The sequence below is a fragment of the Agrobacterium sp. CMT1 genome, from assembly GCF_037203725.1.
Taxonomy (GTDB): domain Bacteria; phylum Pseudomonadota; class Alphaproteobacteria; order Rhizobiales; family Rhizobiaceae; genus Agrobacterium; species Agrobacterium pusense.
In genome coordinates this window covers 98,097-109,949 of sequence record NZ_JBBCAR010000005.1, presented here as the reverse complement: position 1 = coordinate 109,949, position 11,853 = coordinate 98,097, and the positions used below count along the sequence as shown (strand labels likewise).

Here is an 11,853-nt window from a genome sequence, read left to right as displayed (position 1 = left end):
CGGAAACCGTATCCAACGTGGTGACCTACAAGGGCATATTGACGGTCGACAATGCAGAACTGCTGCTTCGCCCCGGCATGACGGCAACCGCCAATATCATCGTTGAAGAGATCAAGGACGCCCTGCTGGTACCCAATTCCGCGCTTCGTTATACACCGCCGCGCGAATCCGCTTCGCGTGGGGGCGGGTTGATGAGCCTGTTCCGACCGCCCCGCATGGGCCGCTCGCAAAACCGCGATGCCGGCCAGGCCGCCCAGGGTAAAAGGACGGTCTGGGTGCTGCGCAACAACAATCCGGTTTCCGTCGCAATCGAAACTGGCTCCACCGACGGCCAGCATACCGTGGTGAAATCTGGCGAATTAAAAGCCGATGACCAGGTAATTACCGACGCAACGGCCCGTAACGCCGGCTGACGGAGGACAAGCGCATGCAACAGCCGCCGCTCATCGAGTTCCGTGATGTCGTGAAGCAATATGGTCGCGGCGAAGCGACGATCCGCGCGCTCGACGGCGTCAGCCTGTCGATCCGCGAGAAGGAATTCGTCGCCATCATGGGACCGTCGGGATCGGGCAAATCCACCTCGATGAACATCATCGGCTGTCTGGACGTCCCATCGGCTGGCGAATATCTCTTCCAGGGCGTGCCGACCAGCGGCTTCGATAACGAACATCTGACGCTCTTGCGCCGGCACATGCTCGGTTTCGTGTTTCAGGGCTTCAACCTTCTCTCCCGCACCTCTGCGGTGGAAAATGTCGAACTACCGCTTATCTATCGGGGCATGAAAGCTTCAGAGCGTCGGGAGCGCGCCATGGAGGCGCTGGCACAGGTGGGACTGAAAGGTCGCGAAGATCACACCACGCAGGAGCTTTCCGGCGGCCAGCAGCAGCGTGTGGCCATTGCCCGCGCCATCGTCACCCGCCCCGCGCTGCTTCTGGCCGACGAGCCGACCGGCAATCTCGATACGAAGACCAGCGTCGAAATCATGGAACTGATAACCTCGCTCAATCGCGACAAGGGCATTACCGTCGTCATGGTAACCCATGAGGAGGATATCGCCGCTTATGCCGGGCGCCTGCTGCGTTTTGTCGACGGCCACCTCGCCTCCGATAGCGCCGCGGATCATAAGGAGACATTGGATGTTCTTTGAAACATCGCGTCTTGCGTTGCGCGCCATCAGCCGCAACCTGTTGCGCTCATTTCTCACGGTGCTCGGCGTCGTCATTGGTGTGGCCGCCGTCATTGCCATGGTCACCATCGGCAACGGTACGACCGAGCAGGTAAAATCGGAACTGTCACGGCTCGGCACCAACATGCTGTTCGTGCGCCCCGGCCAGTTTGGCCCCGGCCGCGCCAGCACCGAAGCCAAGCGCTTCGATGACCGCGATGTCGAGGCGATCCGCAACCAGATATCGGGCATACGCGCCGTCGCACCGCAGAACCGCAGTTCCGCCGCAACCGTCATTTTCGGCGGCAAGAACCACCAGACGAGCGTCATCGGCACCACGAACGACTATCTGATCGCGCAGGACTGGACCATCGCACTTGGTCGAGATTTCCAGCCCGCCGAAGATCGCGGCGGCCAGATCGGCTGCATCATCGGCGAAACCGTGCGTCAGGAACTGTTCGGTGCGGAAAACCCTGTGGGACAGACGATCCGCGTCAGCAACATCTCCTGCCCCGTCATCGGCGTTCTCGCCCGCAAAGGCCAGTCCGGCCTCGGCGACGATCAGGACGACACGATCATCATGCCGCTCAAAATCCACCAGCGGCGCATTGGCGGCACCACCACCATTTCCTCGATCATGGTTTCGGCGCAGGATGGCGTTTCCACCGCCAAGGTGCAGAGCGACCTGCAAAACCTGCTGCGCGAGCGCCGCCGCATCAACATCGGCCGCGAGGATGATTTTACTGTCAACGACATGACGCAGATCGCTTCCGCCATGACCGGCACGACGACGCTTCTCACCGGACTTCTCGGCGCGGTCGCCGCCGTCAGCCTTCTCGTGGGCGGCATCGGCATCATGAACATCATGCTGGTCTCGGTAACAGAACGCACGCGTGAGATCGGCATTCGGCTTGCCATCGGCGCATTGGAAAAACAGGTGCTGACACAGTTTCTGGTGGAAGCGGTGATGCTCTCGGCCTTCGGCGGCATCGTCGGCATCCTCACCGGCCTCGGCCTCGCCTACGCGGTCGTCAGCTTCCTCAACGTGCCTTTCGTCACCAGCCCATCGATCATCTTCCTCGCCTTCGCCTTTTCAGCCGCCATCGGCGTGATTTTCGGCTATTTTCCCGCGCGGCGTGCGGCGAGTCTCAGCCCGATCGAAGCCCTGAGACACGAGTGATCAATCCGGCCTAACGATCCGCGGCTTGCCGCCATTCCCCAAGCGCCTGTTCTACATCGGTCTGGTAAGACGGCGGGTTGTTTCGCCGCAGGAGGGCGTGCAAATATAATTCAACGGCCCGCCTTTGAGCGTCGTTCAACAGCGCAAATTTCTCCGGGCGGCCGCGCAGATGGGGCACGAACTCGTGCCGGTAACAACCGTCGAGATCGGCGATCATGTAGGCGGGTAGATGAAACCGCATTGCTTCGGCATCAAAAAACGCAGGACTGGCGGAGTGTAGGTTCACGTCTTCCACCGTGATCGCAGACCAGTCGTCCTTTTCGTCCTCGGCGCGGCGGGCGGCAAGCACATCATGGCTCGCGTAATTATCAATCGCGGCGGCCTCGCGAAGACCCACACCGGCGCCTAGGGTGACGTGCGCGAAAGCAGCTTTTACCGCCGCCCTTGCCGTGGCCGTGCTCTCCCCTGCCGGTCTCAACACGTGAACCGCCCGTTCAATGATGGCCCCCTCCGCCCCCGTCCAACGTCAGGCCGACCAGAATGCCGGCAGCAACGAGGCTAAGTGTCCAGACATCAATCGAGCTGCTGCTATTCCCCACGCTACCCCCCTCACTGAAACCATCCGCATTCAATCTTGCTCCATGACGTCAATCGGATAGGCTCTCCGGAAATCTACCGCATGGAGTCTCGATGTTCAAATCCGTATCCGATAGCGCTGCGGCTGCAGACGGCGGATCGCTTGCCCTTTTTGTGGAGCGACAGGACGGGCAGACGGAAGTGTTTGTGATCCATCGCTCGCTCGCATCGCGCGGGACGCCTGACTATAACAGGATCACGTCAAGCCTGCGGCCACTCTCTGCAGAAGATCGCCGGGAGATCGCCGCGGCTCTCGAACCGCTGTTGATGACCACGCCATCAATCCATCCGCTGGCCGATTTCATCGAAGCCTTCAAACAGCAGTCATGATCCTTCGGAAGTTGACTTTGCGTGATACGCAGTCTGCGGAAAAAAAACCTGAAACTTTTCGTCCGTCATCCTCGGGCTTGACCCGAGGATCTACAAACGTCCCAAGCGATTTGACGGGGATGGATCCTCGGGTCAAGCCCAAGGATGACGTCGCGTTTGTAGGAGCGCTGGGTGCAAAAGAATATCTAACTATCCATCGCAGAGATAGTGCAGCCAATCAGACGCTGGCTTCTGCCTCACGCTGCTTCGCAAGCGCGGCGAGATCCGCAGGCTTCAGCTCAACAGATTCACCGCAGCCGCAGGCAGAGGTCTGGTTCGGATTGTTGAAGGTGAAACCGGAGCGCATCTTGGTCACTTCGAAATCCATCTGCGTGCCGAGCAGATAAAGCACGGCGGAAGGCTGAACCCAGACCTTCGCCCCTTCGAATTCCACCAGATCGTCCTTCGCATCCGGCTCGGTCACGAGGTCGATGGTATATTCCATGCCCGCGCAACCGCCCTTCTTGATGCCGACGCGCACGCCCTTGGCGTCCGGTCCGGAATTTTCGACGATCGCTTTAACGCGCGAGGCCGCAGCCCCGGTCATGGTCATGATTGCAAAGCCCATGGGCCCATTCTCCTTCGACAATCGAGTTCAAGGCTCGATGCTTATGGAATTCAATTTAAGTGCGCCTGACAATGTCATCAAGGGATGACACCAGTCAAAATCAAATCAGTACCAGCCGACGGCGACCTGCGCCTCTTCCGACATGCGGTCCGGCGTCCACGGCGGATCGAAGGTCATTTCGACGGTGACACCGGAAACACCCTCGACGGCGCCAACGGCGTTCTCCACCCAGCCCGGCATTTCGCCAGCGACGGGGCAACCGGGGGCAGTCAGCGTCATGACGATCTTGACCATCCGGTCATCTTCGATATCGATCTTGTAGACCAGCCCGAGTTCGAAGATGTCGGCCGGAATTTCCGGGTCATAAACGGTCTTCAGCGCCGCGATCACATCGTCGCTGAGGCGTGCAAGCTCATCCGGCGGAATGGTGGATACCTTTTCCTGAGCTTCGGTCGCATCCTGGGTCTTTGCAGTGGCATCGGCAGTCATGGTCTTAAACCTCAATCCTGATTTCAAGCTGCGATATCAGGCGAAAAATTTGCGCGCATATTCCAGCGCCTCGACAAGAGAGTCTACTTCGGCGCGGGTATTGTAAAGGCCGAACGATGCCCGGCATGTGGAGGTGACGCCGAAGCGTTTCAAGAGCGGCATGGCGCAATGGGTGCCGGCCCGCACGGCAACGCCGCGCCGGTCGATCACCATCGAGACGTCATGGGCGTGAATGCCCTCAAGCTCGAAGGAGAAAATGCCGCCCTTTTCCGGCGCGTTGCCGATGATGCGCAGCGAATTGATCTCGCGCAGCCGCTCGGCGGCATAAGCGGCAAGATCGGCCTCGTGTGCTGCAATCGCGGCACGGCCGAGATTGTCCATGTAATCGAGCGCATAACCGAGGCCGATCGCCTGCACGATGGGCGGCGTACCCGCTTCGAAACGATGCGGCGGCTCGTTATAGGTCACGTTGTCTTCGGAGACGTCGAGGATCATCTCGCCGCCGCCCTGGAACGGCCGCATCTCGCGCAGCCGGTCCGCCTTGCCATAGAGCACGCCGATGCCCGAGGGACCATAAAGCTTGTGGCCCGTCATCACATACCAGTCGCAATCGATATCGCGCACATCAACAGGCATATGAACAGCGCCCTGCGATCCATCGATCAGCACCGGAATGCCACGCTCATGCGCGATACGGCAGATTTCCTTGACCGGCACGATGGTGCCGAGCGCATTCGACATATGGGTGATCGCGACAAGCTTGGTGCGCTCCGTCAGGCTCTTTTCGAAAGCCTCGATATGAAATGCGCCGTCATCATCAACCGGCACCCAGACGAGCTTGGCGCCCTGCCGTTCGCGGATGAAATGCCATGGCACGATATTGGAGTGATGCTCCATGATCGAGATGACGATCTCGTCGCCCTCGCCGATCTTGGGCATGCCATAACCGTAAGCGACCGTATTGATCGCCTCGGTGGAGGATTTGGTGAAGACGATCTCGTCCACCGAACCGGCATTGAGGAACCGGCGCACTTTTTCGCGCGCCGCCTCATAGGCGTCGGTTGCGGCATTGGAGAGGAAATGCAGGCCGCGATGCACGTTTGCGTACTCATTTGCATAAGCATGCGAAACGGCGTCGATCACCACCTGCGGCTTTTGAGCGGACGCGCCGTTGTCGAGATAGACCAGCGGCTTGCCATAGACTTCGCGCGACAGGATCGGGAAATCCTTGCGCACGGCTTCGATGTCATAAGGGGCCGCCATTGCGGTCTGGTCCATTTCTCGGGCCCTTTCATGGTGCTCTTCTGGAGAGCTCCGGGGTTTGCACAGCGTTACCGCTGCTTCACCTCATCCTCGGGACAAGCCCGAGGATGACGACGGAGAGGTTGCTAAGCGTGATGCTCCAGCCAGCCGGAAATGATCGTCTCCAGCGCCTCTACCAGATTTTCTTCTTCCAGTTCCTCGACGATCTCGGCAACGAAGGCGTTGACGAGCATCGCCCGTGCCTTTGCCCGTGGGACGCCGCGCGCCATCAGGTAGTAGAGATGATTGTCGCTGATATCGGCAACCGTTGCACCATGGCCGCACTGAACGTCATCGGCGAAGATTTCCAGTTCCGGCTTTGCCGAGAACTCGCCATCGTCAGACATCAGCAGCGTGTTGCACGCCATCTTCGCGTCGGTCTTCTGGGCATCCGGTGCGACCCGGATCATGCCCTGGAAAATGCCCTTCGCACGGTCGAACACCACGTTGCGGAAAACTTCCGTCGAGGTCGTGTTCGGCACGTTGTGGCCAAGAACCATCGTCACGTCCGTATGGGTTTCGCCACCCAGAAGGTTGACGCCGCGAACGATGAGATCGGTGCCCTCACCTTCCACATCGATGCGCAGTTCCTGACGCACCAGCTTGCCGCCGGCATTGATCACGAAGAGACGCAGCTTGGCTTCCGCGCCGAGCTTGATGCGCAGCTGGCCAAGGTGAATATCGGCAGCACGCTGCTGTTGCAGAAGAATCCAGGTTGCTTCCGCGCCATCCTCAACGACGATATCGCTGACCGAGGAGACAAGCGCCGCATCGGGCGTCACCGAAAGGTGACGTTCAATGACGGTCGCTTTCGAACCCTTGCCGAAGCGCACCGGGAAGCGGCTGTGAACCTGGCCTGCGCCATGGATAGCCTGCAGTTCGATCGGCTTGTCGAGCTCAGCATCGGCGGGAATTTCGACCACGAGGCCGTCACGCACAAAGCTGCCATTGATGCGGCCAATCGTGTCATCCTTGCTGGCTTCCGCAAGGCCAGTCGCGGCAGAGCCGTCGAGCAGGCTGTCGGCAAAGCGCGATACGCTGACACCATCGACCTTGCCGATATCGGCCGTGCCATGCAGCATGTAAGCCACAGGCGAACCGGCAATAATCGACGCAGCCTTCTCGATGACAGGCGCGGGCCGGTCTTCCGGAACCGTGCGCAGCAGGCTCTTCAGATCGGTATAGTGCCAGGCCTCGATGCGGCGTGTCGGAAGACCACCGGTCTTCAGATCGTCGAACAGCACGTCACGCGCGGCAACCACGGCGCCGTCGCCGGGCAGCTCGCTGAACTTGGCGGTGTAGGCATCGACCAGCGCGGTTTCCGCTGGCGTCAGCCGGTTGGTAGCTTGAATGTTCATGGACATCACCTCCTGGCCTTCGATCAGGCCGCTTCACCGATGATGTCGGCGTAACCGTTGTTTTCCAGTTCCAGCGCGAGAGCCTTGTCACCCGAGCGGATGATCTTGCCCTTGTAGAGAACGTGAACGCTGTCAGGCACGATGTAATCGAGCAGGCGCTGATAGTGGGTGATGACAACGGTGGCGCGATCCGGCGACTTCAGCGCATTGACGCCGTCAGCCACGATCTTCAGCGCGTCGATGTCGAGACCGCTATCGGTTTCGTCGAGAACGCAGAGCTTCGGCTCCAGAAGCGCCATCTGCAGGATTTCGGCACGCTTCTTCTCACCACCGGAGAAACCGACGTTGAGCGGACGCTTCAGCATCTCCATGTCGATCTTCAGATCGCCGGCCGCTTCCTTGACGCGGCGGATGAAATCAGGCGTCGTCAGCTCGGACTCGCCGCGCGCCTTGCGCTGCTCGTTCATCGCAACCTTCAGGAACTGCATGGTAGCGACGCCCGGAATTTCGACCGGATACTGGAAGGCAAGGAAAATGCCCTTGGCCGCACGCTCGGCAGCGTCCAGTTCCAGAATGCTTTCGCCGTTATAGAGAATGTCACCGGAGGTGACTTCGTAGTCCTCACGGCCCGACAGGATGTAGGACAGCGTCGACTTGCCGGAACCGTTCGGGCCCATGATGGCCGCAACTTCACCAGCGGCAACCTTCAGGTTGAGACCCTTGATGATCTCGGTTTCGGTATCGGCGATCTTCGCGTGCAGGTCGATGATTTCAAGCATGGTATTGTTCCTGTTCATGGTGCGGTTTCAAGGACCGCCTCGTGCGCCCCATCAGGGCCTGTCTCAAATCTCTCATCTGTCATCCTCGGGCTTGACCCGAGGATCCGGGAAGTGGGTTGTCTCTGCTCAGGCCATGGGCCGTAGATCCTCGGGTTAGGCCCGAGGATGATGTCGAGCAAGGAGTTAACCGACCGAGCCTTCCAGCGAAATGCCGATCAGCTTCTGCGCTTCCACGGCAAATTCCATCGGCAGTTCCTGAATGACTTCCTTCACGAAGCCGTTGACGATCAGCGCGATCGCCGCTTCCTCGGGAATGCCGCGCTGCAGGCAATAGAACAGCTGGTCTTCGGAAATCTTCGACGTCGTCGCCTCGTGCTCGAAGTGAGCGGAAGAGTTCTTCGCCTCGATGTAAGGCACGGTATGAGCGCCGCACTTGTCGCCGATCAGCAGCGAGTCGCACTGCGTGAAGTTACGCGTGTTGGTCGCCTTGCGGTGGGCCGAGACCTGGCCGCGATAGACGTTTTCCGAAAAACCGGCGGCAATGCCCTTGGCGATGATGCGGCTCGACGTGTTCTTGCCGAGATGGATCATCTTGGTGCCGCTGTCGATCTGCTGGTGACCATTGGAAACCGCGATCGAATAGAACTCGCCACGGCTGTCATCGCCGCGCAGGATGCAGGACGGGTATTTCCAGGTGATGGCCGAACCGGTCTCCACCTGCGTCCACGAGATCTTCGAGCGGTTGCCACGGCAATCGCCGCGCTTGGTCACGAAGTTGTAGATGCCGCCCTTGCCTTCCTTGTCGCCCGGATACCAGTTCTGGACGGTGGAATATTTGATTTCGGCATCATCGAGCGCCACGAGTTCAACAACGGCGGCGTGAAGCTGGTTCTCGTCGCGCTGGGGAGCGGTGCAGCCTTCCAGATAGGAGACGTAGGCACCCTCTTCGGCGATGATCAACGTGCGCTCGAACTGGCCGGTATTCTTCTCGTTGATGCGGAAATAGGTGGAAAGCTCCATCGGGCAACGAACGCCCTTCGGCACGAACACGAAGGAACCGTCGGTGAAGACGGCGGAGTTCAGCGTCGCATAAAAATTGTCCGTCGTCGGAACGACCGAGCCGAGATATTTCTTCACCAGCTCCGGATGCTCGCGCACGGCTTCCGAGATCGACATGAAGATCACGCCGGCCTTCGCCAGTTCCGCCTTGAAGGTGGTGACGACGGAGACGCTGTCGAACACGGCATCAACAGCGACCTGACGCTTTTCGACGCCGGCGAGGATTTCCTGTTCTTTCAGCGGAATGCCGAGCTTTTCATAGACCTTCAGCAGCTCCGGGTCGACTTCATCGAGCGACTTCGGGCCGGGGGTGCTTTTCGGCGCGGCATAATAATAGAGATCGTTGAAGTCGATCTTGGGGTAGCTGACGCGCGCCCAGGTCGGCTCTTCCATCGTCAGCCAGCGCTTGTAAGCCTCAAGACGCCATTCCAGCATCCATTCCGGCTCCTGCTTCTTGGCCGAGATGAAACGGATCACCTCTTCCGAAAGACCCTTCGGGGCCTTGTCGACTTCGATATTGGTTTCGAAGCCGTATTTATACTGGTCCACATCGATCTGGCGGACCTGATCGATCGTTTCCTGAACCGCTGCCATGTCGTTCTCCAATCTCGCCGGAGCCAAGGTCCGGTGGCTTGTCAACGTATCAAGGCGGAAAGCCGCCTTATTCATCTTCGGGCAAATCGCTCCGAGCCGTCGGCCGGGGCAGAGCTTATACCCATGTAGGTGCGGGATGGCGCTTTTCACACATCCCGGCAAGCGGAAAATTGCTAATCCGCAATTCTTTGCCGCATTTTACGCGGCCTGACCGGAAAGCTTGCGCCGTCCGGCAATTTTCGCAAACGCAGCGAGCGTCCGTTCAATGTCCGCCTCGTCAGTCGCGTGGCCAATCGAAATCCGGAGCGCGCCGAGCTTGGGATCGCGCCCCATCGCGGTCAAGACATGGCTTTCGCCCACCTTGCCCGATGAGCAGGCCGACCCTGCCGACAGTGCGATACCTTCTATATCGAAGGCGATCTGCCCGGTCTCGGCCTTCAGGCCCGGAAGCGTGAAAAACGTGGTATTGGCGACGCGCGTGACATCGTCACCGTGGATGATCACATCGGGCGCGTTCACGCGCATACCGTTTTCCAGCCGCGCCCGCAGCGCGGAAAGACGCGCCGCCTCCGCCTCGACATTCCGAGCAGCAACAGCGGCGGCAGCACCAAAACCGATAACGGACAGGGTATTTTCCGTACCCGAACGATGGCCCTTTTCCTGGCCGCCACCATGGATCAGCGGCTTCGGCATCATCACCTCGCCGCGCGAGAGAAGAGCGCCGGCACCCTTCGGGCCACCGAGCTTGTGAGACGAAATCACAAGGAAATCCGCATCGAGCGCGTTGATATCGAGCGGCACGCGGCCGGCAGCCTGAACAGCGTCGACAACCATCAGACCGCCCGCCGCATGAACCAGCCGCGCCGCTTCCGCCACAGGCTGAAGGACGCCGGTTTCATTATTCACGAGCATGCAGGCGACCATCGGCAGCCCGGACGACCAGTCATGCGAAGACAGCAACGCTTCAAGCGCGGCAAGATCAAGGACACCCGCTGACGTAACGGGAACTTCCGTTACGTCACTCTTTTCGAAACGGCCACCTTCGCGGAATGCGGGATGCTCGATGGCGGAAACATAGAGCCGGCTTACCCGAACCGGGCTGCGTCCCATCCTGAATTCCGGCGCAAGCACCAGATTGGCCGCTTCCGTCGCACCGCTGGTGAAAGTCACATGCGCCGGCTCAGCGCCGCCAAGCGCCGCAACCTCACGGCGAGCCGTCTCGACGGCGGCGCGGGCGGCACGCCCTTCGCGGTGGACGGAAGACGGATTGCCGGCAAGATCAAGCGCAGACACAAGCACCTCCCGCACGGTCGGCAGAAGCGGCGCCGTGGCGTTCCAGTCCATATATGTGCGCGTCAAAACCGTCATCGCCGAAAGGCTTCATCCAATCTTCAATGCGCGAAAACGCATTTTTCTTGAAATTACAGTTGCGCTTGCCTTATGACACCACCCGAGTGCTTTAGCACACGCAAAGTTTCGAATTATTCTAAACTGCGTTCTAGAAAAGATGACAGAGTTCGTCAAGTCTTCTCATCGGAAGAATGCGGTTGGAGAATGAAAAAACACGACCGGAGTACCAATGCCCGAAGTCATCTTTAACGGCCCTGCGGGTCGCCTCGAAGGCCGTTATCAACCCTCCAAGGAAAAGAGCGCGCCGATCGCGATCATCCTTCATCCGCACCCGCAGTTCGGCGGCACGATGAACAACCAGATCGTCTATCAGCTCTTCTATCTTTTCCAGAAGCGCGGCTTCACGACGCTCCGGTTCAACTTCCGTTCGATTGGCCGCAGCCAGGGCGAGTTCGATCACGGTGCGGGCGAGCTGTCCGATGCCGCCTCGGCGCTCGACTGGGTGCAGAGCCTGCATCCGGATTCCAAGAGCTGTTGGGTGGCGGGTTACTCCTTCGGCGCCTGGATCGGCATGCAGCTTCTGATGCGCCGCCCGGAAATCGAAGGTTTCATGTCGATTGCCCCGCAGCCGAACACCTACGACTTCTCCTTCCTTGCTCCCTGCCCGTCTTCTGGCCTCATCATCAACGGCGATTCCGACAAGGTCGCGCCCGAAAAGGATGTCAACGGCCTGGTCGAAAAGCTGAAGACGCAGAAGGGCATCCTCATCACCCACCGCACCGTCCCCGGCGCCAACCACTTCTTCAACGGCAAGGTGGATGAGCTGATGGGCGAGTGCGAGGACTATCTCGACCGTCGCCTGAACGGCGAGCTTGTGCCGGAACCGGCTGCCAAGCGTATTCGGTGATTTGGGGCGTATTTAAAGCAGGCCTTGATCGACCTATTATGATCCCGGCGGGCTTGGCTTACCCCCCTCTGCCCTGCCGGGCATCTCCCCCTCAAGG

Annotated in this window: 12 protein-coding genes and 1 pseudogene; 5 read left to right on the top strand and 8 right to left on the bottom strand. The window is 59.7% G+C overall.

Translation table 11 applies throughout. From position 1 onward, the window contains the following. The 3 genes and pseudogenes from WA845_RS08360 to WA845_RS08350 form a co-directional block, all read left to right on the top strand. Positions 1 to 413, top strand: a pseudogene (locus tag WA845_RS08360) (efflux RND transporter periplasmic adaptor subunit); the annotation flags it as partial. Between the two features lie 14 nt (positions 414 to 427). Beyond that, entirely contained in the window at positions 428 to 1,147 is a 720-nt protein-coding gene (locus tag WA845_RS08355) for an ABC transporter ATP-binding protein (protein ID WP_004442374.1), read from the top strand. Then, a complete protein-coding gene (locus WA845_RS08350; RefSeq protein ID WP_004442376.1) occupies positions 1,137 to 2,345 on the top strand; it encodes an ABC transporter permease in 1,209 nt (402 codons plus the stop codon). The genes WA845_RS08355 and WA845_RS08350 overlap by 11 nt, the downstream gene beginning before the upstream one ends. 10 nt (positions 2,346 to 2,355) lie before the next feature. On the opposite strand, the gene WA845_RS08345 is transcribed toward WA845_RS08350, so the two are convergent. Next, positions 2,356 to 2,826: a DUF6714 family protein gene (locus WA845_RS08345; protein ID WP_337322252.1), complete on the bottom strand. Its 471-nt coding sequence runs from the start codon at positions 2,824 to 2,826 to the stop codon at positions 2,356 to 2,358. Positions 2,827 to 3,035: 209 nt separating this feature from the next. Here WA845_RS08345 and WA845_RS08340 point away from each other — a divergent pair, with 209 nt between their 5' ends. Continuing rightward, positions 3,036 to 3,311: a hypothetical protein gene (locus WA845_RS08340; protein ID WP_035209999.1), complete on the top strand. Its 276-nt coding sequence runs from the start codon at positions 3,036 to 3,038 to the stop codon at positions 3,309 to 3,311. A 217-nt stretch (positions 3,312 to 3,528) separates the two neighbouring features. Here the strand turns inward: WA845_RS08340 and sufA are convergent, their stop codons facing one another. The 7 genes from sufA to WA845_RS08305 form a co-directional block, all read right to left on the bottom strand. Further along, on the bottom strand, positions 3,529 to 3,918 hold the full coding sequence (sufA, locus tag WA845_RS08335; RefSeq protein ID WP_004442383.1) for a Fe-S cluster assembly scaffold SufA: 390 nt from the start codon (positions 3,916 to 3,918) through the stop codon (positions 3,529 to 3,531). 105 nt (positions 3,919 to 4,023) lie between these two features. Further along, positions 4,024 to 4,407, bottom strand: coding sequence for an SUF system Fe-S cluster assembly protein (locus WA845_RS08330; RefSeq protein ID WP_004442386.1), 384 nt, complete (start codon positions 4,405 to 4,407; stop codon positions 4,024 to 4,026). 36 nt (positions 4,408 to 4,443) lie between these two features. Then, the gene (locus WA845_RS08325) at positions 4,444 to 5,685 is read right to left on the bottom strand and encodes a cysteine desulfurase (protein ID WP_162719177.1); all 1,242 of its coding nucleotides are present in this window, start codon (positions 5,683 to 5,685) and stop codon (positions 4,444 to 4,446) included. A 110-nt stretch (positions 5,686 to 5,795) separates the two neighbouring features. Next, positions 5,796 to 7,067 carry a Fe-S cluster assembly protein SufD gene (gene sufD / locus WA845_RS08320; RefSeq protein ID WP_337322251.1) on the bottom strand — a complete coding sequence of 424 codons (1,272 nt, stop codon included), beginning with the start codon at positions 7,065 to 7,067 and terminating at the stop codon, positions 5,796 to 5,798. A gap of 23 nt (positions 7,068 to 7,090) precedes the next feature. Further along, positions 7,091 to 7,846 (bottom strand): Fe-S cluster assembly ATPase SufC, encoded by a 756-nt coding sequence (gene sufC / locus WA845_RS08315; RefSeq protein WP_003522658.1) that lies wholly within the window; start codon positions 7,844 to 7,846, stop codon positions 7,091 to 7,093. A 183-nt stretch (positions 7,847 to 8,029) separates the two neighbouring features. Beyond that, positions 8,030 to 9,499: a Fe-S cluster assembly protein SufB gene (gene sufB / locus WA845_RS08310; protein ID WP_006698793.1), complete on the bottom strand. Its 1,470-nt coding sequence runs from the start codon at positions 9,497 to 9,499 to the stop codon at positions 8,030 to 8,032. A 198-nt stretch (positions 9,500 to 9,697) separates the two neighbouring features. Then, on the bottom strand, positions 9,698 to 10,867 hold the full coding sequence (locus tag WA845_RS08305; RefSeq protein ID WP_112554575.1) for an aminotransferase class V-fold PLP-dependent enzyme: 1,170 nt from the start codon (positions 10,865 to 10,867) through the stop codon (positions 9,698 to 9,700). A gap of 211 nt (positions 10,868 to 11,078) precedes the next feature. On the opposite strand from WA845_RS08305, the gene WA845_RS08300 reads away from it, so the two are divergent. After that, positions 11,079 to 11,756: an alpha/beta hydrolase gene (locus WA845_RS08300; RefSeq protein WP_003522662.1), complete on the top strand. Its 678-nt coding sequence runs from the start codon at positions 11,079 to 11,081 to the stop codon at positions 11,754 to 11,756. The last annotated feature ends 97 nt before the right edge of the window (positions 11,757 to 11,853 follow it).

Coding starts and splice junctions, on each gene's coding strand:
- sufB (WP_006698793.1), bottom strand. CDS start 9,499: ATGGCAGCGGTTCAGGAAACGATCGATCAGGTCCGCCAGATCGATGTG.
- WA845_RS08355 (WP_004442374.1), top strand. CDS start 428: ATGCAACAGCCGCCGCTCATCGAGTTCCGTGATGTCGTGAAGCAATAT.
- WA845_RS08325 (WP_162719177.1), bottom strand. CDS start 5,685: ATGGACCAGACCGCAATGGCGGCCCCTTATGACATCGAAGCCGTGCGC.
- sufC (WP_003522658.1), bottom strand. CDS start 7,846: ATGCTTGAAATCATCGACCTGCACGCGAAGATCGCCGATACCGAAACC.
- WA845_RS08350 (WP_004442376.1), top strand. CDS start 1,137: ATGTTCTTTGAAACATCGCGTCTTGCGTTGCGCGCCATCAGCCGCAAC.
- sufA (WP_004442383.1), bottom strand. CDS start 3,918: ATGGGCTTTGCAATCATGACCATGACCGGGGCTGCGGCCTCGCGCGTT.
- WA845_RS08300 (WP_003522662.1), top strand. CDS start 11,079: ATGCCCGAAGTCATCTTTAACGGCCCTGCGGGTCGCCTCGAAGGCCGT.
- sufD (WP_337322251.1), bottom strand. CDS start 7,067: ATGAACATTCAAGCTACCAACCGGCTGACGCCAGCGGAAACCGCGCTG.
- WA845_RS08340 (WP_035209999.1), top strand. CDS start 3,036: ATGTTCAAATCCGTATCCGATAGCGCTGCGGCTGCAGACGGCGGATCG.
- WA845_RS08305 (WP_112554575.1), bottom strand. CDS start 10,867: ATGACGGTTTTGACGCGCACATATATGGACTGGAACGCCACGGCGCCG.
- WA845_RS08330 (WP_004442386.1), bottom strand. CDS start 4,407: ATGACTGCCGATGCCACTGCAAAGACCCAGGATGCGACCGAAGCTCAG.